This window comes from Streptomyces bambusae (genome assembly GCF_020532645.1).
GTDB classification, from domain to species: Bacteria; Actinomycetota; Actinomycetes; order Streptomycetales; family Streptomycetaceae; genus Streptomyces; species Streptomyces bambusae.
The window spans coordinates 228,257-253,130 of the sequence record NZ_JAJAUZ010000003.1; the positions used below are offsets into that span (position 1 = coordinate 228,257).

At 72.9% G+C, this 24,874-nt stretch carries 18 protein-coding genes; 8 read left to right on the forward strand and 10 right to left on the reverse strand.

Annotation, left to right across the window (positions count from 1 at the left end):
* Positions 1–25: 25 nt before the first annotated feature.
* Positions 26–583 (reverse strand): GNAT family N-acetyltransferase, encoded by a 558-nt coding sequence (locus LG634_RS03810; RefSeq protein WP_226732129.1) that lies wholly within the window; start codon positions 581–583, stop codon positions 26–28.
* A gap of 47 nt (positions 584–630) precedes the next feature.
* Here LG634_RS03810 and LG634_RS03815 point away from each other — a divergent pair, with 47 nt between their 5' ends.
* Positions 631–1,218 (forward strand): TetR/AcrR family transcriptional regulator, encoded by a 588-nt coding sequence (locus tag LG634_RS03815; protein ID WP_226732130.1) that lies wholly within the window; start codon positions 631–633, stop codon positions 1,216–1,218.
* Between the two features lie 7 nt (positions 1,219–1,225).
* Here the strand turns inward: LG634_RS03815 and LG634_RS03820 are convergent, their stop codons facing one another.
* Both LG634_RS03820 and LG634_RS03825 read right to left on the reverse strand, forming a co-directional pair.
* The gene (locus LG634_RS03820; RefSeq protein ID WP_226732131.1) at positions 1,226–1,789 is read right to left on the reverse strand and encodes a DUF4291 domain-containing protein; all 564 of its coding nucleotides are present in this window, start codon (positions 1,787–1,789) and stop codon (positions 1,226–1,228) included.
* Positions 1,790–1,907: 118 nt separating this feature from the next.
* Positions 1,908–4,004, reverse strand: a complete 2,097-nt coding sequence (locus LG634_RS03825; protein WP_226732132.1) for a serine/threonine-protein kinase — start codon at positions 4,002–4,004, stop codon at positions 1,908–1,910.
* A 167-nt stretch (positions 4,005–4,171) separates the two neighbouring features.
* On the opposite strand from LG634_RS03825, the gene LG634_RS03830 reads away from it, so the two are divergent.
* Together LG634_RS03830 and LG634_RS03835 are read left to right on the forward strand one after the other, a co-directional pair.
* Complete coding sequence (locus tag LG634_RS03830; protein WP_226732133.1) at positions 4,172–4,600, forward strand: HflX-like GTP-binding protein; 429 nt, start codon at positions 4,172–4,174, stop codon at positions 4,598–4,600.
* A 197-nt stretch (positions 4,601–4,797) separates the two neighbouring features.
* Positions 4,798–5,988: a serine hydrolase domain-containing protein gene (locus tag LG634_RS03835; RefSeq protein WP_226732134.1), complete on the forward strand. Its 1,191-nt coding sequence runs from the start codon at positions 4,798–4,800 to the stop codon at positions 5,986–5,988.
* A 22-nt stretch (positions 5,989–6,010) separates the two neighbouring features.
* Here LG634_RS03835 and LG634_RS03840 read toward each other — a convergent pair whose 3' ends face one another.
* Positions 6,011–7,036, reverse strand: coding sequence for a MerR family transcriptional regulator (locus LG634_RS03840; protein ID WP_226732135.1), 1,026 nt, complete (start codon positions 7,034–7,036; stop codon positions 6,011–6,013).
* Positions 7,037–7,042: 6 nt separating this feature from the next.
* A complete protein-coding gene (locus LG634_RS03845) occupies positions 7,043–7,708 on the reverse strand; it encodes a HEAT repeat domain-containing protein (protein ID WP_372482364.1) in 666 nt (221 codons plus the stop codon).
* A gap of 185 nt (positions 7,709–7,893) precedes the next feature.
* On the opposite strand from LG634_RS03845, the gene LG634_RS38150 reads away from it, so the two are divergent.
* Both LG634_RS38150 and LG634_RS03865 read left to right on the forward strand, forming a co-directional pair.
* On the forward strand, positions 7,894–10,398 hold the full coding sequence (locus LG634_RS38150) for a bifunctional serine/threonine-protein kinase/ABC transporter substrate-binding protein (RefSeq protein WP_308072258.1): 2,505 nt from the start codon (positions 7,894–7,896) through the stop codon (positions 10,396–10,398).
* 156 nt (positions 10,399–10,554) lie between these two features.
* Positions 10,555–12,198, forward strand: coding sequence for an alpha/beta hydrolase (locus tag LG634_RS03865; RefSeq protein WP_226732136.1), 1,644 nt, complete (start codon positions 10,555–10,557; stop codon positions 12,196–12,198).
* A gap of 157 nt (positions 12,199–12,355) precedes the next feature.
* Here LG634_RS03865 and LG634_RS03870 read toward each other — a convergent pair whose 3' ends face one another.
* The 4 genes from LG634_RS03870 to LG634_RS03885 form a co-directional block, all read right to left on the reverse strand.
* Complete coding sequence (locus tag LG634_RS03870) at positions 12,356–14,749, reverse strand: NPCBM/NEW2 domain-containing protein (protein WP_226732137.1); 2,394 nt, start codon at positions 14,747–14,749, stop codon at positions 12,356–12,358.
* Between the two features lie 405 nt (positions 14,750–15,154).
* The gene (locus tag LG634_RS03875; protein WP_226732138.1) at positions 15,155–16,159 is read right to left on the reverse strand and encodes a BtrH N-terminal domain-containing protein; all 1,005 of its coding nucleotides are present in this window, start codon (positions 16,157–16,159) and stop codon (positions 15,155–15,157) included.
* Positions 16,160–16,288: 129 nt separating this feature from the next.
* Positions 16,289–16,624, reverse strand: coding sequence for a hypothetical protein (locus LG634_RS03880; protein WP_226732139.1), 336 nt, complete (start codon positions 16,622–16,624; stop codon positions 16,289–16,291).
* Between the two features lie 123 nt (positions 16,625–16,747).
* Complete coding sequence (locus LG634_RS03885) at positions 16,748–19,372, reverse strand: AMP-binding protein (protein WP_226732140.1); 2,625 nt, start codon at positions 19,370–19,372, stop codon at positions 16,748–16,750.
* 228 nt (positions 19,373–19,600) lie between these two features.
* Here LG634_RS03885 and LG634_RS03890 point away from each other — a divergent pair, with 228 nt between their 5' ends.
* The 3 genes from LG634_RS03890 to LG634_RS03900 are packed head-to-tail and all read left to right on the forward strand — an operon-like array spanning position 19,601 to position 23,258.
* Complete coding sequence (locus tag LG634_RS03890) at positions 19,601–20,620, forward strand: iron ABC transporter substrate-binding protein (RefSeq protein ID WP_226732141.1); 1,020 nt, start codon at positions 19,601–19,603, stop codon at positions 20,618–20,620.
* A gap of 5 nt (positions 20,621–20,625) precedes the next feature.
* Entirely contained in the window at positions 20,626–22,215 is a 1,590-nt protein-coding gene (locus LG634_RS03895) for an ABC transporter permease (RefSeq protein WP_226732142.1), read from the forward strand.
* A complete protein-coding gene (locus LG634_RS03900; RefSeq protein ID WP_226732143.1) occupies positions 22,212–23,258 on the forward strand; it encodes an ABC transporter ATP-binding protein in 1,047 nt (348 codons plus the stop codon). Before LG634_RS03895 ends, LG634_RS03900 begins: the two co-directional genes overlap by 4 nt.
* 19 nt (positions 23,259–23,277) lie before the next feature.
* On the opposite strand, the gene LG634_RS03905 is transcribed toward LG634_RS03900, so the two are convergent.
* Positions 23,278–24,849, reverse strand: coding sequence for a glycerol-3-phosphate dehydrogenase/oxidase (locus LG634_RS03905; protein ID WP_226732144.1), 1,572 nt, complete (start codon positions 24,847–24,849; stop codon positions 23,278–23,280).
* Positions 24,850–24,874: the final 25 nt, after the last annotated feature.

Sequence of the window (24,874 nt, forward strand, 5' to 3'; positions counted from 1 at the left end):
CGAGCGGGGCTCCGGCCGCTCCGCGCTACCGCTTCCGGTGCGCCCGCCACTCCGGCGCCAGCACCGCCCACACCTGGGAGTCGTACCGGACCCCGTCGTACGGCCAGGTCTCGCGGTGTACGCCCTCCAGCGTCATGCCGAGCCGGGCGGCCACGGCGGCGCTGCGCCCGTTGTCGGCGCGGCAGTGCCACTCGGCGCGGTGCAGACCGCGTTCGGCGAGCGCCCAGTCCACCAGGAGCGTGCAGGAATCGGTGACCCAGCCGTGGCCCTCCGCGGCCGGCTCCAGCCAGCAGCCGACCTCGCAGGAGCCGCCGGCCGCGTCGAAGGCGGTGAACATGACACCGCCCACGAGCAGCCCGTCCGCATCCCGGATGCCGAACAGCCGGGCGCCGTCCGCGGCCTGCCGCTCCGCGTACCGCAGCAGCGTGCCCCGGGCGCCGACCACCCCCTCGGTGACGAAGGAGGCCCCCACCCACGGCCGGATGTGCTCGCGCGCCCGGTCCAGGTGGGCGGCGAACTCCTCCGCGTGGTGGAGCTCCAACGGGCTGAGACGGGCGCCGTCCCGCAACGGGAGGGAGAACATGCGGACCCCATTCACACAACAACTGTTATGACTATTACGGTAGCAGCATGGCACGCACCAAGGGAGACCACGAAGCCCGCCGCCGGGACGTCTCGGAGGCCGTCTGGCGCGTGCTCTCGGCCCACGGGTTCGGCGGCCTGACCATGCGCGCCGTCGCCGCCGAGCTGGGCGCCACGACCGGCCTGCTCACCCACTACTTCGCCACCAAGCGCGACCTCGTCGCGTACGCCCTCGACCTGCTCGACCGGCGCACCGCCGAAGGCCGCCGGCCGTACGAGGGCGAGGGCCTGGCCGCGCTGCGGGCCGCCCTGCGCGACGCCCTCCCGCTGACCGCCGAGGCCACCACGAGCAACCGGATCTGGGTCTCCTCCTGGGACACGGCCCTCGCCGACCCGGCCCTCGGCGCCGACCACGCCGCCCGCTACGCCACGGGCCGCGACCGCCTCACCACCCTCGTCGCCGCCGCCCAGCTGCACGGCGACCTCCCACCCGGTGACCCCGCCGACATCGCCACCGCCGCCCAGTCCTTCACCCTGGGCCTCACCATCCAAGCCCTCCTCGCCCCCACGGCCTTCCCCCCGTCCCGCCAGACCCGGCTCCTGGACGACTACGTGGCCTCCCTGACGACGGGCTGACTGCCGGTCAGTGGCCAGGGCGTGTGAGCCGCTCCGTCAAAGCCCGGGGGAGTGGGTACGGGCGTTCTCTGGGGAGGAGGCGGTGGGCGGGGCGGCCGGACTGGAGGAGGGCTGCGGCCTTGCGGGTCTGGGGGGTGAGGTCGGTGAGGGAGACGATCCAGTCGTCGGTGAAGGTGCGGATCAGGGTGCGGCCGATGCCGACCTGGATGCTGTAGTGGTTGAGGGCCGCGCCGCGCGGGGAGCGCTCCGGGTCCCACTGGACGTGTACGGGCGCGGCGGCGACGGCCGCCGGGTCGGAGGTGGTCAGCACCGCCCGGCCCAGCGCCTCCTCCCAGCCCGCGCGGGTGATGCGTACGGCAAGGATCCGCTGCTGGCCCGGCTTGCGAGCCCAATTGCTGCGGTGCATCAGCCAGTTGAACGACGGCTTGATCCACGTCATCCGGTGGAACGAGAACGGCGCCACGAACCGCCCCGCCCGCAGCGCCGCATCGGCGATCGCGGGCGGGTACGCCTGGTAGACCACGATCGTGTGGGCATCGAAGTCGGCACGGATCTCGTACGGGGGCGTCATGCGGCGACCCTCGCATCCGTCCCGGCGCCGGTGCGAACCGTTTTCCGTGCCGGCCCGCCCCCGCCGGCTCGCCGGAGGCGACGGGTGGGCCCGGATTGCCCGGCCCGAGCCGTCCCTCTCAGCCCCGTGCCGCGGCCTCCGCAGGGCGCACGGCTTCCAGGCGCCCTCCCGTGAGAAGGTAGACGGTGCCGCCGTGGACGTCGAAGCCGGGGCGCGAGAGCTGCGGCCCCCGGTCGCCTGCCGGTCTCGGCGCGGACTTCCACAGGAGCGCGCCGTCGCCCGCCGCGAAACAGTGGACGCTGCCGTCCGGGTTCGGGACGTACACGCGTCCGCCCGCCACGTGCAGCGACCCGCCCAGCGCAGGGTCCCAGACGCTGGTGGCCTGGGTCCGGGCCACCCAGCGCCGCCTGCCGGTAGGGCCGTCGGCCGCGATCACGGTGCCGTCCGGGTCCAGCCCGAAGAAGTGTCCGCCGGACTCCGTGTAGACCATCGTGTCGGGCAGGGACGTGGAGACCGGCTCCTCGTCCCAGGCGGCGAGGGCGATCGAACCGTCGGGCCGGCGGAACAGTGCCGTGTCGGCGCCGAAGGCCACGGGGCGCAGGGAGCCGGGTCGGCGGCTCTTCACGACCCGGCCGTTGTCCACGGCGAGTTTGCGCAGGAGCTGTTCCGCGGCGTCAGGGGCGTCCCCGAGGTGGTGGATGTGGCCGCGGGCGGCGTAGAGGCGGGAGGTGCCCCCGAGAATCGGCAGCTCCCACAGACGTTTCCCGGTTTCCGCGTGCCAGGCCGTCAGCCCGGAAATCCCGCCGACGGCCGCGATCACGCCGGACGTCATGACGGCATTGGCGATCATCTCCACGGACTCGGGCGGGGTCGACCACACCTGGCGGCCGTCCGCGGCCCGAACAGCGATGATGCGGCCCAGCGCTGCGGGCGAGTCGTCCGACTCGCGGTAGCACACCAGCCGCCCGGAGGCCGACAGGCCCAGCAGCTCCAGGGCCCCCCGGGCGTCCCGGCCCCACAGGCGTCGGCCGGTCTTCGTGTCGAAGGCGGCCAACTGGCCCGTGGCCGCCGAGGAGGCGCAGATGAGGACGGAGGCCGACGCCCGGCAGGTCTGGACGTGCCGGTCCTGTTCGCCGACCTGCTTGCGCCAGAGCGACCAGCCGGCCGGCTGCAGACCGGCGGTACCCTCCGACACCGTCAGCGGCCGCACCGGGTGCCCGCCGCCGCGCGACGCGGAGCCGGCCGTGCGGGCGCCCGTGTCCCACCAGCCGGCCCGCCAGGATCCGAGGGCACCGGCCCCGGCCAGCGCCGCCGAGCCTGCGAGGAGGAGGCCACGCCGAGTCGGGCGGCTGTGCGGCGGCTCCGGTGCGACGGCCGCCTCCGCCGCCACCCGCGCCCCCCAGTCCCCCTCCGGCGCACTCCGGAACGCTCCCAGCAGTTCGTCCGGCGTGGGGCGGTCCACCGGATCCTTCGCCAGGCACCACTGGACGATCTCGCGCACCGTCCCCGACAGCTCGGCCACCGCGGCCGGCTCGTGGACCACGTTGTACGCCGTCAGGTAGTGCGAGGCGGCGTCGAACGGCCCGTGCCCGGTGGTCGCGTACACGAGCACGGCGCCGAGGGAGAACACGTCCGAGGCCGCCTTGACCCGGTGCGGAGCGGACAGCTGCTCGGGCGACATGTACGGAGGGGTGCCCAGGATCCGGCCGGTGACGGTCAGGGTCTGCTGATCGGCGGCCCGGGAGATCCCGAAGTCGATGACGCGCGGCCCCTCCTCGGTGAGCAGGACGTTCTCCGGCTTGAGGTCCCGGTGTACGACGCCCACCCGGTGCATGTCCCGCAGCGCCTCGACCAGTCCGACGGCCAGCTGCCGCAGCGCGGGACCGGCCAGCGGCCCGTCCTCGCGCACCACCGCCCCCAACGTACGGCCGGGCGTGTACAGCGTGGCCATCCACGGCCGCTCGGCATCGGGGTCGGCGTCGACGACCGGCGTGGTGAACGCCCCGGACACCCGGCGTGCGGCGGCCACCTCCTGGCGGAACCGGATCCGGAACTCCCGGTCGTCGGCGAACTGCTGGTGGACCACCTTCACGGCGACCAGCCGCCCGGACTCGGTTCCCCGGCCGAGGTAGACCGTCCCCATGCCGCCGGCGCCCAGCCGGTCCAGCAGCCGGTACCCGCCCACCGTCTGCGGGTCGCCCCCGTGCAGCCCCACCCCACGCACCCCCGTCGTCCCCTGCCGCCCGGCGCGGCCACCGCAGGAGGGTAACGCTCCCTCCCGGAGCGGCCGTCGCGGGTCCCGACGCACGGCCGGAAACCATCGGTGGGCGGCACGGCGATATGCGGTGGCGGCCCCGGCCCGGTCGCTCGTACGGTGTGATCATGTACCGGTACCGTCGGCGCGGCCGCCACGCCGCCAAGCGTCCGGACCCGCGTCCGCAAGCCCTGCCCTCCGGGGAGTCCGTGCTGGTCGCGGGGGCGGGCGTGGTGCTCGTCGGCTTCTTCTCCGTCAAGCAGAAGGACCACGCCGCGCTCATGACGGCAGCGGAGGCGGACCTGGCCTCACGGGGCGTACGGGTCCTCGCCCGGGCGGTGCAGCGGCGGGGGGCGTCGGACGGCGGGGTGCGGAACATGTCCCGGCCGTTCTCCCCCCGCACCCTGATCCGCATGGGGAAGGCCCGCGAGGTGGCCGCGGCCCGCGAGGAGGCCGGCGCGGACGCCGTCGTGTTCGTCAACCCGCTGACGGAGCACCAGCGGGGCGTCCTCTCGGACCTGTTCGGCTGCCCGGCGATCAGCCTCGCACAGCCGTAGACCCGCCCCCGCGCCCCACCGGCCACAGCCGGGCCCGTTCACCCGACACGCCCCCTCCCGGGGACCCCGCATGTCCGCCGACCGGCCCCGCCCGCGCGCGCCGCGGCCACGGAGCACCCGCCCCGCTGCTAGTGCTGTGGCCGGAACCGGCGCGTCCGCACCGGAACCGCCCCCTCACCGCACCCCGGGAGACACACGTGCCCAGCAGCGCCCCCGTACGCCGCTACCGCGCCGGACTGTCCGCCGCCGCCCTCGCCGCCGTGCTCGGCGGGCTCCTCGCGCCCGCGCAGGCCGTCGGCGCCGGACCCGGCGGCACGGGCCCGGCGCACGACGAGCGGCTGCAGAAGCAGCTCGAACAGCTCGTCGACCTGGAAGACGGTCCGCCCGGGGTGATCGCCGTCCTCACCAAGGGCAAGAAGGCCCAGGTGTACACGGCCGGCGTCGGCGACCTCGCCACCGGCCGCAAGCCGCACGTCGACGACCACATGCGGATCGCCAGCATCGCCAAGGCGTTCAGCGGGGCCGTCGCACTGAAGCTCGTCGACAAGAAGCTCCTGTCCCTCGACGACACCATCGGCGAGGTGCTGCCCGAACAGCCCGAAGACTGGCACGGCGTGACGCTGCGGCAGCTTCTCCAGCACACCAGCGGGCTGCCCGACTACTCGCACTCCGAAGCGTTCCTGGACATCCTCCGGGCCGACCCCCGCCACGTCTTCGACTCCCGGAAGCTGCTGGACTTCGTCGCCGAGGAGCCCCTGCTCTTCCAGCCGGGCCGCCTGTACGAGTACTCCAACTCCGACAACATCGCCGTCGCCCTGATGGCCGAAGCCGTCACCGGCAAGCGGTACGAGGACCTCCTCAAGGAACTCGTGTACCGCCCCCTCGGCCTGCGCCGCACCAGCCTGCCCCAGGGCTACCGCCTCCCGCGCCCCTTCCTGCACGGATACGACGTGTCCCCGCCCGCCGCGCCCGAGGACATCAGCGAGGCCATCGGCGCCTCCGGCGTCTGGGCCTCCGGCGGCATCGTCTCCACACCGGCCGACCTCGGCGCCTTCATCCGCGCGTACGGCGGCCCCGCCTTCCTGTCGAAGAAGACCCGCAAGGAGCAGCACGCCTTCCGCCCCGGCGACTCCTCCGAACCGGCCGGCCCCGGTACGAACGCCGCCGGGCTCGCGCTCTTCCAGTACACGACCCGCTGCGGCGTGCTCTACGGCCACACCGGCAACACCCCCGGCTACACGCAGCTCGCCGCCGCCACCCCCGACGGCACCCGCTCCCTCACCTTCACCCTCAACACCCAGACCAGCAAGAGCGTCAAGCCGGCCCTGCTGGCCCGACTCCGCACCGTCCAGGAGAACTTCGCCTGCGCTCTCCTCAAAGACCACTGAACCGAGATGAAGTGACCGTACGTCAGGTCCGGCCCTCGCGGAGTTCCAGCACGTAGGACGCCGTGAGGGCCACGGTCCGGTCGGCATCCCGGGACAGGGCGGCGAGCGCACCGTACGCGGCGCCGCCCGGGATGTCCGCGAGGGCCTGGACCAGCCGCAGCCGGGCCGACGGGGCGACCGCATCGTGGCCCAGGCGGGCGACGAGCCCGCCGACGATGCGGTCCGCCTCCCCGGGCCCGCCCGCCAGCCCGGCCAGCGCATCCGCCGCATCGACGTCGTTCACCGCCTCGACGACCATGTCGATGAGCACCGGTACGGCATCCCGCACGCCCCGTGCGCCCAGCGCCAGCGCCGCCCGGCGGCGGACCACGACGTCGGCGTCGTCCAGCACGTCCCGCAGCAGGCCGGTCGCCTCCGGGCCCGGCAACTCGGCCACGGCCAGCACCGCCCGCCGGCGCACCTCGGCCTCCGCCGCCCCCAGGCCGTCCGCGAGCGGACCGAGCGCGGCAGCGCCCGACTGGGCCAGCGCCCAGTGGAGCGCCCCGGCCACGCTCGGATCGGACTCGCCCAACGCCGCCTCGACCAGCGCCTCCACCGGCATGCCGCCGCCCTCGCCGCCGCCCCGGCCCGTCCCCGCCGACAGTGCCGCCAGCTGCCGGCGCTCGGCGCTCTCCGACCCCAGCGCGTGCAGCAGCGCCACCGTGCCCAGGACGTCGTCCCAGTCACCCGGCTCCGCCGCGTCGATCCGCTGCAGCCGCGTGAGCAACTCCATCTCGGCGGCGACACGTTCCCGCGTCTCCCGCACCAGCTCCTCGATCAGCGCGGCCGGCGCGAAGCCCGGGTCGTCCAGCGCCCGCCCCACGTCCCGCAGCGACAACCCCAGCGACCGCAGGCTCTCGATGTGGAAGATGCGCCGGATGTCCTCACCGGAGTACTCCCGGTAGCCCGACCCGCTGCGCCCCGTCGGCTCCAGCAGGCCCAGCGACTCGTAGTGCCGGAGCATCCGGGCGCTCACCCCGGACCGCCGCGCCACCTCGCCGATCAGCACCGTCCGTCACTCCTCCCGGGGGCCCAGCGCCACGATCCGCTTCGCCTCCTCGATCGCGAACCCGAACCCGATGTCCGGGTCGTCCATCATCCGTTCCGTGGCGATCGCATGCGCACGCACCTCGGGTGACGGATCCACCGCGGCGGACCCCAGCAGCGGCGCGACCGCCGCCTCGCCGAGCGCCACCAGCGCCCGGCTCAGACTCAGCCGGGTCTCGTACCCGCCGTGCCCGAGCCGGGTCGCCAGCACCCGGGCCAGCTCCGCCTCGCCGCCCTCGGGCACGAGGGCGACCGCCGCCCGCCAGGCGGTCCGCGCCACCTCCTCGTCGGCATCGAGCAGCAGCTCCCGGGTGATCGCCGGCCAGGCCCGCCGGTCCCCGACCTTCGACAGCGTGTGCAGCGCCTGGCTGCGGGCTTGCGCCCGTTCCGACCCGAGCGCGGCCACCAGCAGCGGAACGGTCTCGTCGGGGGAGTGCCGGGTCAGTGCCCACGTCAGCATCTCCCGCACCTGGAAATCGGCCTCCACCGCGCACCGCTCCACCAGCGTGCCGACCCATCCCGGATCCGGCGCCGACCCGATCTCCAGTGCCGCCCGCAGCCGCACCGACGCCGCACCGCTCTCCAGTCCGCGCAGCACCCGCTCCGCCGACGTCCCACCCGTCTGCATGGTCATCCCGACCACCTCCCTGCCGGCAGTGAAGGGCTTGTCACTGTGTCAAGGTCAAGCGGAACGAGAGCAACCGCGGGCGGGGTGGGGAAGCCGAGGGGATCGGTCGAAAGCGGAACGAAGCGTACCTGTGGCGTGATCAAGCCACCGATCCGTCACCTGAACGGCTCAGCAGGACCTAGAGTGTGCGCGTGACCGAGCAGAATTCCGAACTCATCGCCGGCCGGTACCAGCTGGTCGAACGCATCGGCCAAGGCGGCATGGGCCGGGTCTGGCGAGGCCTGGACCAGCAGGTGTTCGGGCGCGAGGTCGCCATCAAGGAAATCCTCTTCCCGCCGGGAATGGAGGAGAGCGACCGCGCCACCCTGCTCCGGCGGTTCACCGGCGAGGCGCGCGCGGCGGTCACTCTCAGCCACCCGGGCATCATCACGATCCACGACGTCGCCGAGCACCACGGCGCCCCCGTCATCGTCATGGAGCTCATCCGCGGCGAGTCCCTGGCGGCCGCCATCCGCCGCCGCGGCCGGCTCCCCGTGCGCCGCGTGGCCGAGATCGGCGCCGCCATGCTCGACGCACTCGCCGAGGCGCACGGGGCCCGCATCGTCCACCGCGACATCAAGCCGGACAACGTGCTCCTCACCAGGGACCGGGTCGTCCTCACCGACTTCGGCATCGCCCACCTCGCCGACGCGACCACCAAGCTCAGCCACAGCGGCATCGTCATCGGCACGCCCCAGTACATGGCGCCCGAGCAGCTGGAGGGCAAGCGGCCGACCGCCGCCAACGACCTGTGGGCGCTCGGCGCCACGCTCTACCACGCCGTCGAGGGGCAGCCGCCGTTCGAGGCCGAAGGGCTGCACGCCCTGGCCGTGGCCGTCTTCACCCGCCCGCACCGGCCGCCGGTGCACGCCGGACCGCTCGCACCCGTGCTGGAGGCACTGCTCACCAAGGACCCCGATCGGCGGGTGGGCGCGACCGAGGCCGCGGGGATGCTGGCGGCCGTGCTGCGGGCCCTCCCGGCGGGGGACGACGAGGCTGCCGAAGCGGAGTCCGAGGCAGAAACGGAATCGGAAGCGGAGGGTGCATCGGAGGAGGCAGAGGCGGAGGCGGGAGCATCCCCGGAGCCTGCTGCCGCAGGCGGACCGACCCCGTCCGCCGAGCCCTCCGTACCCGCGACCCGGCAGACGCCCACCGTCCCGGACTCCGCGGCGCCCCCGGCCGCCGACCCCCGACGCCCCCTCCCGGACCGGCCGGCCACCCCGCCGCGGATCCCGGCGCCCGAGCCCGCACAGCCCGAGCGGCCCCCGGTCGAGCCGCCCGCACCCCAGCCGCCCGCACCCCAGCCCCCGACCGACGCCCTCGTCCACCTCGGCGCCACCGCCCGGCTCGGCACCGCCCCCGGCCGGCCTCCCGTACGCTCCGGCGCCGCCGCCCTCACCCGCCGGTCCGTGATCCTCGGCACCGCCCTCGCCACGCTCACCGCCGGCTCCGTCCTGACCTGGACCCTCTCCCACGGCGGCGACGAAGGCGGCGGCCGGAACACCGGCAAGGCCGCCGGCGGCGCGGCCTCCGCCGTCACCGTGGTGCTCGGCGTGGACGCACCGCTCACGGGCGGCCTCGCCGCCGGCATGGGCCTCGGCATGCGGAACTCTGCCGAACTGGCCGTCCGGACGGCGAACGAGAAGCGTCACGTGCCCGGCGTCAGGTTCGAGATCAAGGCCCTGGACGACGCGACCGACCCCGCCAAGGGCCCCGCGAACGCCGCCGCCTTCGTCGCCGACCCCAAGGTCCTCGGCGTCGTCGGCCCCCTCACCTCAGGCATGACCCGCGTCATGGCCGACACCCTGTCCCGGGCGGACCTGGTCAACATCTCCCCGGGCAACACCGACCCCACCCTGTCGCTCGGCCCCGACTGGGCCGCCGGCACCAAGTCCCGCCCGCACGACACGTACTTCCGCACCGTGGCCAGCGACGTGGACCAGGGCCCGTTCGCCGCCCGCCACCTCCACGCCGAGGCCGGCAAGCGCAAGGTGTACGTCATCGACGACCGCAGCGCCTACGGCACCGGCCTCGCCGCCGGCTTCACCACCGAGTTCGAGAAGCTCGGCGGGACCGTGGTCGGCACCGAGCAGGTCGACTCCGGACAGAGCGCGTTCCCCGGCCTGGCCGCCAAGGTCCGGGCCGCCGGCGCCGACGCCGTCTTCTTCGGCGGCTACTACGACACCGCCGCCCCGCTCTCCGCCCAGCTCAAGAAGGACGGCGCCGCCGTCCCCCTGATGGGCGGCGACGGCATCTACGACCAGCAATTCCTCGCCGACGCCCCGAAGTCCGACGGCGACCTCGCCCTCAACATCGGCACCCCCGCCGAACACCAGGCGGGCGGAGCGGACTTCCTCGCCCGGTACGCGAAGGCGGGGTACGCGGAGGAAGCCGGCTGGTACGGCCCGTACGCGTACGACGCCACCTGGAGCCTCATCGAAGCAGTGAAGTCCGTGGTCACGGCCAACGGCGGCACCCTCCCCGCGGACGCCCGCACCAGGATGTCCAAGGCCGTCTCCGGACTCGCCTTCGACGGGGTCACCGGCCATGTCGCCTTCGATGCGTACGGCGACATCCGCAACCGCCAGCTCACCGTCTTCACCGTGAAGTCCGGCAGCTGGCACACCGTCACCAGCGGCCCGGCCGTCACCCCCTGACACCGGCCCTGACACCGGCCCACGACACCCGCCCGGACCGGCACCGACCAGCGCCGACCGGCCACCCGGCACCCCCGGAGTGGCCGGTTAGGCGATCTTTACGGCCTCCCCGACCGCTGCGATGCTGACCGCGTTCGCGCAGCCGAAGGAGGTTCCTTGTCCCGCTTATCCACGATGGTGATCGCGCTCACCAGCGCGTTGGCCCTGACGTCCGGTGCTGCCGTCACGGCGTCCGCGGCGCCCACGACGCCCGCCGCAGCAGCGACCGCAGGCTCGACCGTTCCGGCCACCGCCGACGCCCGGGTCGAGCCGGTGCAATGGACGCCCTGCAACCCGGACCCGTCCAAGCCCGACCCCAAGATCTACGACTGCGCCGTCTACCCCGTGCCCCTCGACTACGCGAAGCCGTACGGCGAGACGATCGGCATCGCCATGTTACGGCGGCGGGCCGGCGACCCCGCCAAGCGCATCGGCTCGCTCTTCATGAACCCCGGCGGCCCCGGCGGCAGCGGCTACCTCTGGGCCACCACCGCCCGGTTCCAGCCCAAGGTCACCGAACGCTTCGACATGATCGGCTTCGACCCGCGCGGCGTCGCCCGCAGCAAGCCGCTGCGCTGCTTCACCACCAACGAGGAAGCCACCTCGGTCTTCCAGCGGATGATCATGGTGCCCGTCACCCGCACCGAAGTGAACGGCACGCTCGCGGCCACCCGCGACTTCACCGCCTCCTGTACGCGCAACGCCGGCGACCTCATCCGCCACATGTCCACCATGAACGTGGTCCGCGACCTCGACCGGATGCGCCGGGCCGTCGGCGACAAGAAGCTGACCTTCGCCGGATTCTCGTACGGCACCCTGATCGGCGCCACCTACGCCAACATGTACCCGGACAAGGTGCGCGCGGTCATCATCGACGGCAACGTCGACCCGAACCTGCGCCTCCACGACGGCCTGGAGTACGACCGCCAGCGCGCCACCGGCGGCTTCGAACCGGCCCTCGCCGAATACCTCAAGCGCTGCAAGGCCGTCGGAGTCCCGCGCTGCGCCTTTGCCGAGGGCGACACCCGCGCCAAGTTCGACGCGATCCGCGACCACCTGCGCACCACCCCGGTGACCCTGCCGGACGGCCAGGAGGTCAACCTCAGCACCTTCACCAACAACGTGGCCAACGCCCTGTACTCACAGACCCGGTTGGCTCCCCTGGCGGTCTCGCTGCAGGCCGTCCACCAGGTGATCAGCCGGCAGCAGGGGCTGGCCACGGGCGGGCGGATCGACACGGAGGCCGCGGCCCGGCTGGCCCAGACCTACCCGGGCGGGCTGCGCGAGGCCCCGGCGGACACCCCGTACACGTCGGACGACTCGTACTTCGGCGTCAACTGCCAGGACAAGCCCTACCCGTCGAACCCGCGGGTGTTCGCGCACCTGGCCCGCGCCTGGGAGCGCAACGCCCCCACCTTCGGCCGCTACCAGGCCTTCGACTCGCCGACCTGCGCCACCTGGCCGGCGCCCGCCCGCAGCTCCGAGCGGTACGCGGGGCCGTGGAACCGGCGCACCGCCAACAAGATCATGGTCATCGGCAACACCTTCGACCCGGCCACCCAGTACCGCTTCTCGCAGCGGATGCAGCGCCAGCTCGGCAACGCCGTCCTGGTGACGGTCGACGTGATCGAGCACTGCGCGATCGGGCGCAGCAAGGCCCTGGACGCGCAGGTCACCTCGTACCTCGTCGACGGCACCCCGCCGAAGCCGGGGCAGGTGCTGAAGCCGGACCTGGATCCGTTCCCGATGCTGACCGGCTGACCGGCTGACCGGCTGACCGGCTGACCGGCTGACCGGCCGACCGGCCGACCGGATGACGGGCTGACCGGCCGAGCGGCTGTTCGCCGGATGTGGCGCAGCGGGCCGGCGGGAGACCTGGAGGCTCCCGCCGGCCCGCCGGGCCTGCCGGTGTGCCGGGTCAGCGGAGCAGCCTGGCTCCGGCCCAGTCGGCGTGGTCGCTGTTGATGCCGTCGCCGGTGTCGGTGACCTTGAGTTCGAGTCGGTTGATGCCGGTGACATCGATGTCAATGGTCTGGGTGGGGCTGGTGGGGGTGAGGGTGGTGGGGCTGGTGTAGAGCTTGGTGCCGTCGCCCCAGACTTCGAACTTCACGGTGGCGTTGGCGGTGACCTCGTCGTCGACGCCGATGTCGGACCGGAACCGCGTGTAGCCGCCGTTCAGGTGGTAGGTGATGCTGCCGTTGGCGTGCGTGCCGAGACCCTTCGCGTACGCGGTGCCGTTCAGCCGGATCGGGTTGCCGTCGACGCTCCTGTCCTTGCGCACGGTGCCGAAGTCGGCGCGGGCGTCGGCCCAGTCGAGGTCGCTGAGGTCGACCGTCCGACCGGTGCCGCCGTCGTCGCCGCTGCCGGCGGTCGCGGCCACGGACTGGCCGGCGGCGACCGGGACGGTCACGTACGACACGGTCTTGCCGTACAGCGTCTTGGTCTGCGGGGTGTACGCCGTGCCGTTCACGGTGATCTTGTCGAAGGACCCGTAGAACTGGGCCTCCCAACTGACCGTGCCACCCGAGTTGTTCGTCAGGGTGGAGCCGGTGGTGCCCGTGTGCTTCAGCTTCAGGTCGTTGTCACCGACCTTCAGGTGGTCGATCTCCACCCACGGCGTCTCCGACGTCAGTCGCGAGACGGTGGCGACCTTGTCGCGCGGAGCGTCCGGCTGGACGCCCATCATGCCGTCGATGACGCTGCTGACCGCCAGGAACGAGATCTCCGGGTACGTGTTCTTGTCGGTCATCAGCTTCTTCAGCCACGACCAGCCCTCGCGCGAGCGGTTGTACTGGTAGTACATCTCCGGCAGGTAGGAGGTCGCCTCGACGTTCAGGTCGTCGTCGTTGGCCGCGATGAAGTCCAGGTAGGCGTTCGTCCGGGGACCGTGGTCGCCGAGCCCGGTCAGCATCATCAGGAAGCTGGCCTCGTGGCCCCAACTGCTGTAGCCGGTACCGGCCGCGTCCTTGCCGCGCACGTAGCGGTTGTTCGCCGCGTCCCACCAGTTGGACTCGAAGTGGCTGCGCACCCGCTTCGCGCGCTCGGTCCACTTCGTGCTGCCGGCGGTGTCGCCCCTGGCCTTCAGGATCTCGGCGTACGCGAGCATCGACTGGTACTGGTAGCCGAGCGAGTCGGCCGCGGAGACCAGGTTCTCGTTCGGGAACTCGAAGAAGGTGGCGGTGTACTCGCCCTGCTGCTTCTTCGAGACCGGCTGCTCCTGCGACGGGTCGGTGTCGTTCCACCGCACCTCGTGGCCGGTGAGGAAGGAGCCCATCGTCGAGTCGTAGAACGCGGCGAGGTCCGGATCGTTGAGCCAGGCGGAGTCGCCCGTCCACTGGTACTGCTTGTACGCCTTGGTCATCAGGTTGAACGGCGACGGCAGTTCACGGAATCCGGTGCCGTCGATGTAGTACATGGCGCCGTACGAGCTGTGCGCCCACAGCGGCCAGCCGTTCTGGCCGGGGTCGTCGGCGTCTGCGGCGAATGTCTTCATCATGTGGAACGTCTCGGCGTCCAGACCGAGGGCGTGCGCACCGTCCGACTGGTGGGAGATGTCGCGGTTGTAGTAGGACTCCCGGTTCGTGTACGCGCCCCAGTAGCCGGGCTCCACCTTCGGGTGCGCGGCGTTCTTCAGGCGCCACCACTCGGGCTCGTGGCCCATCATCGGGTTGCCCGGATAGAACGTCATCGCCAGGGCGCGGTCCTTGCCCCACTTGAAGCCCTCGTTGAGGGTGGCGTTGGGGGAGTTGAGCGTCAGCGTGCTGGTCGGCGGGCCCACGTGCGCCTGGATCGTGATCCGGTCGACGCGCGGGACCTCGCCGGCGGACGTGGCCGTCAGCTCGATGACGTCCCCGGCCCTGAGGGCCACCTTGCCCGACGTACGGGTGTCGATGCTCACCGGGTCGGTGTGGTCACGGCCGTAACGCCGGGACGTGCCCCAGGAGTCGACGGTGGCCGCGTTGACGGTGAGCTTGTACGTGACGCCGTTCTGGGTGTTGCCGTTGTAGCGCGTGATGAGGTCGTAGGTGCCGGCGTCGCCGTTGAACGTCGTGCGGGCGGTGCTGGTCTGGCCCGAACTTCCCTTTGCGTAGGTGACGTTGTCGACCGGGTTGTTGTTCCAGGTGTGGTTGACCGTCTCCGTCGCGAAGTTGGTCAGCGACATGTTCTCGACTTCGATCACGTACGGGCCGGGGGCCGCTGCGGAGGCGGTCGCGGCCTCGGCCGCCGCGGGTGCGCCGGGGAAGGCGAGCGCGGTGCCGACGGTCGTGGCGAGGAGGGCGGTCAGTGCGCAGGCGGAACGTCTGCTGGGCATGTGAGGGCGGTCCTTTCGGGGTGGGGGGCCTCACGTGGACACACTTCGGGTGTTGGAAGTTGTTGAAGTGTGTTGCCTATTGATGCTTTGAGTTGAAGTGCTGTCAATACTTTGCGCGGACATCAACTGCATGTTTCCAGTGGATGATTGACGCGTCTTCAGAAAAATTTCACCGCCGGTTGCGTCGCATGCCGGGCGTCAGTAGTGTCCTCGCGGACGACGACGTAGGGGGCGAACCACAACCGGGCACCTGGACGGCGGCCATCAGGGCAACGCGTACGCCCAGGGCAAGAAGAAGCGGCTGATGGTGCCGTCGGACCCCGGCGTCTGAAGCGGGAGCGGGAGACGGGGACCTGGAAGGGCCGGTGAGCCACCGCCTCCGCCGATGTCACCCCTCCACCGATGTCACCCCTCCAGCAGTGCCACCGCCCGGCGCTCGAGCGCCAGGGACTCGTCCACGTGCTGCGCGCACGCGTCGAAGAGCGTGCGCCGCTCGTCGGCATCGGCCTTCGGATCCGCGTCACGGGCGAGGGCGGCCAGCGCCGACCAGTGGCCGGCCGACTCGCGGAACAGCGCCGCCGGCTCGCCGCGGCCGACGAGGTCGAGGAAGTCCGCGTACAGCGGGCGGGTGGCGCCCGGCGCGGTCCACTCCTCCTCCAGGCAGGCGTACAGCCGGCCCGTGCCGGTCGCGAACGCTTCGGGAGAGCCGCCGAACCGCCGCTCCCAGCCGCTCTTCGTCGTACGGTCGCGCAGCTGCGTGGCGAACTTCTCCATGCCGCTGAAGCCGAAGTTCACGTCGAACTTGTTGCCCAGCACCGGCCCGGTCAGATGCCGGACGGTCGAGGCGATCGCCCCCGCCACGTCCGGTTCCCCCTCGGCCGGACCGGTCGGCACGATCAGCTGGTGCCGGCCCTTGCGGTGCGCGGTCCACGCCGCACCGAACTCCTCGCGGTCGATCCGGTACGGAGTCTCCGCACCGTCCTCGATCAGCAGGTCGTCCCCGTCGTAGCCGGCGATCACCACGGTGTACGCGTCGGCGCCCGTCATCTCGGCATCCGCATCGGCCGCGTGCCAGGGCAGCGAGGACCGGTCGACCACGCAGAACACGGGCTGCCCGCCGTCGAGCGCGGCCCTGACCCGCCCCCACCGCGGATTCATCGCACGCGTCGCCTCGTACGGGACGCCCAGCCGGCCCAGCGCGACCTGCACCCACGGCTCGGGGTGCGACTGTGCCACGATCGTCGCCATCGGCAGCCGGCCCGCGTACTCGAACACGAAGTACATGAACCCGATCCCACCGGCCAGCCCCGCCACGAGCTCTTCCTCGTGCACGCTGCCCAGCGCATGCCGGATCAGCGAGGCCTCCCGGTGGCGTCCGGTCCCGAAGTCTTCGTACACGAGCACAGTCATGCGATCACCCTAGCTGCGCCGGGCGCGGGGCAGCGCACGGGGACTCGGGGCCGGCACTGCACGGGGACACGGGACCGGCAGCGGCCGCGCCGGCGAGGTCGGCGTCCCGGGCGAAGGCGTCCGGCGCGTTCAGTCGTCCTCGAAGGGTTCGTCGCTCCAGCGGAACCAGGCGCGGTCGTCGCGGATGTGGAGGAGGAACTCGGCGACGGGGGTCCGGCCGGTGGGGGAGGGGGACAAGAGGGTGAGGGTCTGCTCGATGCGGTCGTACGCGGCTTCGAAGCGCTCGTATTCCTTGGCCCGCAAGAGGCTGAGCGACTCGTCGAACCAGGGTTTGAACGGGGCGAAGGCCGGGGTCGGGGTGAAGCGGCCGTGGAGCCAGGGGAAGTCGGAATCGTCGATCGTGATGTCGCCCAGCAGCTCGTCCTGGTGCCTCAGCTGCCAGCTCTCGTCGGTGGAACCGCTCATCCGTTGCCTCCCGTGGTGTCGGGGCCGCCGCCGCCTTCGATCGGGTGTGCGGGACCGGGCCGTGATCGCCAGTGTGCCGGTCGGTCGTGCGGAGGGCGGCGGGACCCCCCTCGGCGGGTGACGTCAGGAGACGGTGCGGCTGCGGGGGTGCAGGAGGCGGTGCAGGGTCGGGCGGGGGTGGCGGAGGCGGCGGGACATGGACGCGGCCAGGGGCGGGAGGGCCCTGAGGAGGCGGTTGAGTGCGAGGGCGTAGCCGATGCCGAAGACGAGGGCGGTGAGGAAGGCGAGGTGGCGGGAGAATCCGTCCAGGAGGGGGAAGATCTGCCAGTGGGTCAGGTAGATGGAGAGCGAACTGGTCGCGAGGAGCCCCGCCAGCCGGTTGAGGCGGTCGCGGCTGGGGAGGGTGGGGACCCACACCAACAGGGTGAAGCCGGCCATGATGATCGCTTCGCGGCCGGGGTCACCGGGGAAGAAGCCGGGCACCGTGGCCAGGGCCGCGGCCGTGACCAGCAGGCGTTGGCGGGTGGTGGACGCCTTCGCGGCGGCCCAGCCCAGGGCGAACAGCCAGAAGACGGTGACGGCTTCGGCGTCGCGTACGTGCAGATCCCCCGGGAGGTCGACGAGGTCGTAACGGGTGATGAGCCCGAGGGCGGCGAGGCCCATGGGGAGCGCGTAGGGGTAGCGGCGCTCGGCCCGGTCCACGGCGGGCAGGGCGAGGAGGGCGAGGGCCGCGATCAGGATGTAGACGAGCGCTTCGATGAACCAGAAGTGCATGCCGGTCGTGAGGTCTTCCGGCCCGATGATGCTGTCGAGCAGGAAGAGGTTGGCAAGCGAGTAGTCGTCGTTCAGGAGCAGGATGAAGCCGATCCAGGCCACGCTGGGCAGGGCGACGCGGGCGATGCCGGCCCGGATGCGGCGTACCCGGACCCGACGTTCGGCGGTGGTGAGGTGGAAGCGGGCGAAGTTGTAGCCGGCCACGGCGAGCAGGATGTGCGCCCCGCCCTTGATGCCGAACACGTGGATGTGCGAGCCGACGATGCAGAAGATCGCCAGGGCGCGGAGCGCGACGCTGGTCTCCAGGGTCCGCTTGCGGGCGGGGCGGTCCGCCTCCCCGGACGGCCTGAGGTCGCGGATCGGGGTGAGGTGCCAGTCGGCCGGCAGGTGGCCGAGTCGTTCTTCCAGCTGGAGGGAGACCTCGACGTACGAGAGGGAGTCCCCGCCGAGGCCGACGAAGGAGCTGTCCTCCGTCACGTCGGTGCGGTCCAGCACGGTGGCGTACAGTCGGCAGAGGTCCTCCGGCCGGTGGCCCGGCGGGAGGGTGCGCTTCCGGTCGACGGGCCGGCCGAGGGCGCGTACGGCCTGGTAGTCGGGCTTTCCGGTGGGCAGGCGGGGCAGGTCCGGCACCATGTGGACGCGGACCGCGTGGACCGGCAGCCCGCAGTCGTCGGCGACGCGGCGGCGGATCCGGCGGGCGGCGGACTCGCCGGTGCCGGTGCCGGTGCCGACGACGGCGATCGAGAGGGACTCGTCGTCGCCTGCGCACAGCGCAGTGATGCCGTCGCGCGCGAGCGTCGCCTCGATCTGCCGGGGGTCGATGCGCAGGCCGAGGATCTTGGTGAAGCGGCCCAGTCTGCCGGTGATCTCGTACAGCCCGTCCGGGGCGCGGCGCGCGGTGTCGCCGGTGTGGAGCTCGTGCACGGTGCGGCCGAGGCGCAGGTCGTCGGGGGTGTCGGCGTAGCCCAGCATGACGTTGGGGCCGGTGTAGACCAACTCGCCCGTGTCGGGGGCTGGTTGGTCCGGGAGCGGCCGGAGGCGGAACGAGCCGCCGGGTATGGGGATGCCGGCCGCTTCGGGGCGGGTTTCGGCGAGGTGCGGGGGCAGGTAGGCCATGCGCGCCGTCGCCTCGGTCTGGCCGTACATGACGAACAGCTCCCAGCCGGCGGTGCGGCCGAGTGCGGCGTACTGCCGGACCCTGTCGGGGGCGAGGCGTCCGCCGGCCTGGGTCACGTACCGAAGGTCGGGCAGGTCCATCGAGGCGAAGCCGACCCGGTCGAGCAGGTCGAAGGTGTACGGGACGCCGGCGAAGGTCGTGCCGCGGGCGGTGCGGAAGAGGTCCCAGAAGCAGCTGTCGGCGACGGACAGGCCGGTGAGGATCAGGGCCGCGCCGCGCAGCAGGTGGCTGTGGACGACCGAGAGGCCGTAGCAGTAGTGCAGGGGGAGGGTGGTGGCGGCGCGGTCGGTGGGCCGGATGTCGAGGTAGGCGGCGATCGACTCGGCGTTGGCCTGGAGGTTTTCGTGCGAGAGCCGGACGAGCTTGGGGGATCCGGTGGAGCCGGAAGTGCTGAGCAGCAGGGCGAGGTCGGGGTGCAGGGTGTGCGCGGAGCCGGGGCGCCGCTCGTCGAGCACCCACTCCGCGCCGTCCTGGCGGGCGACGAGGTCGGGGTCGTAGGTGTCGATCAGGGACTGTACGGCCTCGGGGTGGTCTCCGGGTGCGAGCAGCAGGGGGTGTCCCGCGGTCAGGGCCGCGAGGTGGACCACGAGCGAGTCGAGGGAGTTGGTGGCGCACAGCAGGACCAGGCGGCGTCCCGTGCCGAGGCGGCGGGCCGTGGCGTCGACGCGGGCGGCGAGCTCGCGGTACGTCACGGGGCCGTCGGAGGTGATGACGGCGGTGCGTTCGCCGTGGGCCGCGAGGGCGCGGGCGAAGGGGACGGTCCGGGTGTCGGGAAGGAGGTCGGGAAAGGCGCTCACCGGGTGCATCTTAGGAAAGGCTTACTTTGCTGGATAGTCACAGGAAAGTCACGGGAGTCGCACGGGGAGCCCGGGGAAGATCCACAGAAAATCGAACGCTAGTATCGGCTCCGCCGATGGGGCGCCGGGGGTCGCATTGTTGCGTGCATCACCCTTGACCTTTAGGTTAGCTTTACCTTAGTTATGGAGGCGTTCACGTTCTCTGCTGCATCCGCAGGAAGGCCTCCCATGCGACGCCCCTTGGTCCAACGCCTCACCGCGATCTTCGCGGCGGCTTTCCTCCTCCCCGCCGCCGCCGGCTGCGGCGTCGACGAGGACGATGCGGGGCTCGTGATCTATTCGGGGCGCAACGAGAAGCTCGTCAAGCCGCTGCTGGACGAACTGGAGAAGGCGGTCGGCACCACGATCGCCGTCCGGTACGGCGAGAGTGCCGAACTCGCCGCCCAGATCCAGGAAGAGGGCGGTAAGACCAAGGCCGGCCTGTTCTTCTCGCAGGATGCCGGAGCCCTCGGCGCCCTCTCCACCAAGGGCCTGCTGGCGAAGCTGCCCCAGCCGTCGCTCGACAAGGTCGACCCGGCCTTCCGCGGCGGCGCGGGCGACTGGGTGGGCACGTCCGGACGCGCGCGGGTCATCGCGTACAACCCGGACAAGGTATCCAAAGCCCCCGACAGTGTGCACGATCTGGTGAAGCCGGAATGGAAGGGAAAGATCGGCTACGTCCCGACCAATGCCTCCTTCCAGGCATTCGTCACCGGAATGCGCGTACTGGAAGGCGACGCCGCCACCCGCACCTGGCTCAAGGGCCTCAAAGCCAATGATCCGAAGGTCTACGACAACAACCTGAAGGTGCTCGAAGGTGTCGGCGAGGGCGAGGTCTCGCTCGGCCTCGTCAACCACTACTACTGGTACGAGCAGGTCGCCGAAAAGGGCGCGGAAAAGATCAAATCGAAGATCCATTTCCTGCCGGGCGGTGACCCGGGCGCCCTCGTCAACGTCGCCGGAGTCGGCATCGTCAAGGGCAGCGACCAGGCGCCCGTGGCGCAGAAGGCCGTCGATTTCCTCCTCTCCGAGAAGGCGCAGAAGTACTTCGCCGACGACACCAAGGAATACCCGCTGGCCGCCGGCGTCACCAGCTCCGTCGAGGGCCTGCCGCCGCTGGCCTCGCTCGACGCGCCGAAGATCGACCTCGGGAAGCTCGAATCCCTTCAGGAGACCCTGAAGATGCTTCAGGACGCCGGGATGGTCTGAGCGACATGACCCCCGCGGATCCCGTCCCGCAGACGGATCCCGCCGCCCGCCCGACCGGTGCACCCGCGCCGGCCGGGCGGCTGCGCGCCGGAACCCGTCCGCCCGCCGTCCTCCTGGTCCCCGCCGCCGTCGCCGCGGCTTTCGCCCTGCTGCCCCTCGGCTACCTCGTGGTCCGCTCCCTGGAACGCGGCCCCGCCTTCGCCCGGGACGTCATCCTCGACGAACGCACGGCCCAACTCCTCGGCCGCAGCCTCGCGCTGGCTGCCGTCGTCGTCGCCGCCTGCCTGCTCCTGGGCATCTCGCTGGCCTGGCTCACCGTACGCACCGACCTGCCCGGCGCCCGCGCCTGGTCCGTGCTGGTCACCCTGCCGCTGGCCGTGCCCAGCTACGTCGCCGCGTTCGCCTGGCTCTCCGCGTTCCCCGGCATCGAGGGGTTCACCGGGGCGGCCGTCGCCCTGACCCTGGTCAGCTTCCCGTACGTCTACCTGCCCGTCACCGCCGCCCTGCGCGGCACCGATCCGGCCCAGGAAGAGGTCTCCCGCTCGCTCGGCCACGGACCCCTCGGCACCTTCCGGCGCGTCACCCTGCCCCAGCTGCGCCCCGCCGCGACCGGAGGAGCCGTACTCGTCGCGCTGTACGTGCTGTCCGACTTCGGCGCCGTCTCGCTGATGCGCTACGACACCTTCACCCGCGGCATCTACACCTCGTACCGCGCCAGCTTCGACCGCACCCCCGCCGCCGCCCTCAGCGTGGTCCTCGTCGTCATGACGATCGCGCTGGTCGCGGCCGAGGCGCGGACCCGCGGCCGCGCAGGCCACGCCCGGACCGGCACCGGCACCGCCCGCCCCGCCGTCCCCGCGCAGCTCGGCCCGTGGCGGGCCGCCGCCCTGGCCTGGTGCGCCGCGGTGACCGCCGTCGCCGTCCTCACCCCGCTGGCCACCCTCGGCTACTGGCTCGCCGTAGGGAACTCCGCGACGTGGGATCCGGGCCGGCTCCTCGACACCGCCGGCACCACCCTCGGCGTCGCCGCCGGGGGAGCCGCCCTCACCACCCTCCTCGCGCTGCCCGTCGGAGTGATCGCCGCCCGCCACCGCGGCCGCACCGCGGCCCTCCTGGAACAGTCCGCCTACGCCGGCCACGCACTCCCCGGCATCACCGTCGCCCTGTCCCTGGTCTTCTTCGCCGTCCGCTACGCGGAGCCCGTCTACCAGGAACTGCCGCTGCTGGTCTGCGCGTACGCGGTGCTGTTCCTGCCGGTCGCCGTGGCCGGCACCCGCGCCGCCGTGCTCCAGTCCCCGCCGGTGCTGGAGGACGTCGCCCGCTCGCTCGGCCGCAGCCCGCTGCGGGTGCTGCGCGAAGTGACCGTACCGCTGGCCGCCCCCGGGGTGGCCGCCGGCGCCGCCCTCACCTTCGTCGTCTGCATGAAGGAACTGCCCGCCACCCTGCTGCTGCGCCCCACCGGCATGGACACGCTGGCCACCCGCCTGTGGACCGAGACCGGCACCGGCTCGTTCGCCGCCGCCGCGCCCTACGCGGCGGCCCTGATCCTCCTGGCCGCGATCCCGTCCTACCTCCTCGGAAGGCACCGCACATGACCGACCTGCAGATCACCGGCCTGACCAAGGCGTACGGCCCCGGTGCGCCGGTCCTCGACGGTCTCGGCCTCACCGTGCCCGCCGGCTCCCTGACCGCCGTACTCGGACCCTCCGGCTGCGGCAAGACCACCCTGCTGCGGATCATCGCCGGGTTCCTGCGCGCGGACGCGGGCACCGTCGCCCTCGGCGACCGCACGCTCAGCGGCCCCGGACTGCACCTGAAGCCCGAGCGGCGCCGCATCGGCATCGTCCCCCAGGAAGGCGCGCTGTTCCCGCACCTGAGCGTGGCCCGCAACGTCGCGTTCGGGCTCACCGGCCCCGGCCGGACCGCTCGCCGGCGGCGTACCGAGGAGATGCTCGACCTCGTCGGTCTGGCCGGTTACGGCGACCGCATGCCGCACGAACTCTCCGGCGGACAGCAGCAGCGCATCGCGCTGGCCAGGGCGCTGGCCCCGGAGCCGGCGCTGGTCCTGCTCGACGAGCCGTTCAACGCCCTCGACAGCGCGCTGCGGACCGGCGTGCGCGCCGACGTGCGGGCGGCGCTGCGGGCGACCGGCGCCACCGCCCTGCTCGTCACCCACGACCAGCAGGAAGCCCTGTCGACCGCCGACCTGGTCGCCGTCGTCCGCGGTGGCCGGGTCGCCCAGTGCGACACCCCGCACGAGGTGTACCGGCGGCCCGCCGACCCGTGGGTGGCCGCCTTCGTCGGCGACGCCGTGCTGGTGCCCGGCACCGCGGACCGGGGGGCGGCGGACACCGTGCTGGGCCGGATCCCGCTGATGGACCCGCCCGGTGTGCTCCGGCAGGGCATGGTGCTGCTGCGCCCCGAGCAGCTGCGGCTGACGGCTGCTGACGCGGCCGGAGCCAGCGGCACCGTGACCAGCGTGCGCTTCTACGGCCCCGATGCCGTGGTCACCGTCGAGGTCGACGGCATCGACCGGGCCGTCCGGGTCCGCGTCCCGGGCTCGACGTCCGCACGGCCCGGCGAGCGCACGGGCATCGCGGCGACGGGGGAGGCGACGCTGCACGCCGCCTCCGTGTGATCCCGGGCCGTACGGGCGGTCAGTGGCCGGCCACGATCTCCTCGACGGCCGCCCGCGCCGCGTCCGCGTCCGCGTCGACGAAGCCGATGCGGGTGCGGCGGTGCAGGACGTCGTCGGCGTCGAGGGCGCCTTCGTGGGTGACCGCGAACTCGATCTCGGCGCGGGTGATGTTGATCGTGTCGGCGATGCGGCGCTGCGGGTCCGCGACGGTGGCCGCTGCCAGCAGGGCCCGCGCTTCGCCGCCGTATCGCGAGATCAGCGGGGCGGGGGCGTCGGCCCGGCCGGCGGGGCGGCTGCCGGGGTGGCCGGGCGCGCCGACGAGCGGCAGGTCGCGGGTGCGGCACGGACGTGCGGTCAGGCCGCGGAGCCGGCAGGCGGTGTCGACGGCCTCCTCCGACATGGCCCGGTACGTGGTGAGCTTGCCGCCCACCACCGTGATCACACCGGACGGGGACTCCCGTACGGCATGGCGGCGGGACAGGTCGGCGGTGGCGCCGTCGCCGCTGTCGAGCAGGGGCCGCAGACCCGCGTACGCACCGCGGACGTCGGCCCGGGTGAGGCTGCGGCCCAGGGCGGTGTTCACGGTGTCGAGGAGGAAGTCCACCTCGGCGTCGGTCGGCACGGGCCTGTCGGGCACCGGGCCCGGTGCCTCCTCGTCCGTCAGGCCGACGAACACGCGGCCCAGCTGCTGAGGCAGTGCGAAGACGAACCGGCTGGTGGAGCCGGGGACGGGCACGGTGAGCGCGCCCTTGGGGTGGCCGAAGTCCGCCGAGTCGAAGACGAGGTGGGAGCCGCGGCTGGGGCGCAGCCGGATCGAGTCGTCGAGCTGGTCGGCCCACACGCCGGCCGCGTTGACCACGGCGCGGGCGCCGATGTGCAGGGTCTGGCCGGTGAGGGTGTCGGTGACGTCGGCGCCGGTGCCGGTGACGTTCGAGGCCCGGGCGCGGGTGAGGACGCGGGCGCCGTACTCGGCGGCGGTGCGGGCGATCGCGACGACCAGGCGCGCGTCGTCGACGAGCTGGCCGTCGTGGGCGACGAGCGCGCCGCGCAGTCCCTCCGTACGGACGGCCGGCACGAGCCGGGCGGCTTCGCGGGCGTCGACGCGGCGGGCGCGGGGGAGCAGGGCGGCGGGGGTACGGGCGGCCCGGCGCAGCATGTCGCCGGCGAGGAACCCGGTGTGCACGAGGGCCTGGGTGGAGCGGGACACCGACGGCAGCAGCGGCACCACCTGCGGCAGCGGGCGGATCAGGTGGGGGGCGGTCCGGGTCATGAGGATGCCGCGTTCGACGGCGCTCTCGTGGGCGACGCCGACCTGCGCGGAGGCGAGGTAGCGCAGCCCGCCGTGGACCAGCTTCGAACTCCAGCGGCTGGTCCCGAAGGCGAGGTCGTGCGCCTCGATCAGTACGGTGCGCAGCCCGCGCGCGGCGGCGTCGAGGGCGACCCCGGCCCCGGTCACCCCGCCGCCGATGACCAGCAGGTCGACGGTCGCGCCGTCGGCGAGCACGTCGAGGTCGGCGGTGCGGCGGGCGGCGTTGAGGGCGGAGCGGGGGGCGGCGGGGCGGCGCGCGGAGGGGGCGTCGGATGCGGTCATCAGGGTCCTTTCGTGGAATCCCCGG

Bases quoted from the DNA above. Each gene is read 5' to 3' on its own strand.
- LG634_RS03905 (WP_226732144.1), bottom strand. From the start codon at position 24,849: ATGACCGCATCCGACGCCCCCTCCGCGCGCCGCCCCGCCGCCCCCCGC.
- LG634_RS03900 (WP_226732143.1), top strand. From the start codon at position 22,212: ATGACCGACCTGCAGATCACCGGCCTGACCAAGGCGTACGGCCCCGGT.
- LG634_RS03845 (WP_372482364.1), bottom strand. From the start codon at position 7,708: ATGACCATGCAGACGGGTGGGACGTCGGCGGAGCGGGTGCTGCGCGGA.
- LG634_RS03880 (WP_226732139.1), bottom strand. From the start codon at position 16,624: ATGAGCGGTTCCACCGACGAGAGCTGGCAGCTGAGGCACCAGGACGAG.
- LG634_RS03890 (WP_226732141.1), top strand. From the start codon at position 19,601: ATGCGACGCCCCTTGGTCCAACGCCTCACCGCGATCTTCGCGGCGGCT.
- LG634_RS03830 (WP_226732133.1), top strand. From the start codon at position 4,172: ATGTACCGGTACCGTCGGCGCGGCCGCCACGCCGCCAAGCGTCCGGAC.
- LG634_RS03870 (WP_226732137.1), bottom strand. From the start codon at position 14,749: ATGCCCAGCAGACGTTCCGCCTGCGCACTGACCGCCCTCCTCGCCACG.
- LG634_RS03820 (WP_226732131.1), bottom strand. From the start codon at position 1,789: ATGACGCCCCCGTACGAGATCCGTGCCGACTTCGATGCCCACACGATC.
- LG634_RS03810 (WP_226732129.1), bottom strand. From the start codon at position 583: ATGTTCTCCCTCCCGTTGCGGGACGGCGCCCGTCTCAGCCCGTTGGAG.
- LG634_RS03875 (WP_226732138.1), bottom strand. From the start codon at position 16,159: ATGACTGTGCTCGTGTACGAAGACTTCGGGACCGGACGCCACCGGGAG.
- LG634_RS03895 (WP_226732142.1), top strand. From the start codon at position 20,626: ATGACCCCCGCGGATCCCGTCCCGCAGACGGATCCCGCCGCCCGCCCG.
- LG634_RS03815 (WP_226732130.1), top strand. From the start codon at position 631: ATGGCACGCACCAAGGGAGACCACGAAGCCCGCCGCCGGGACGTCTCG.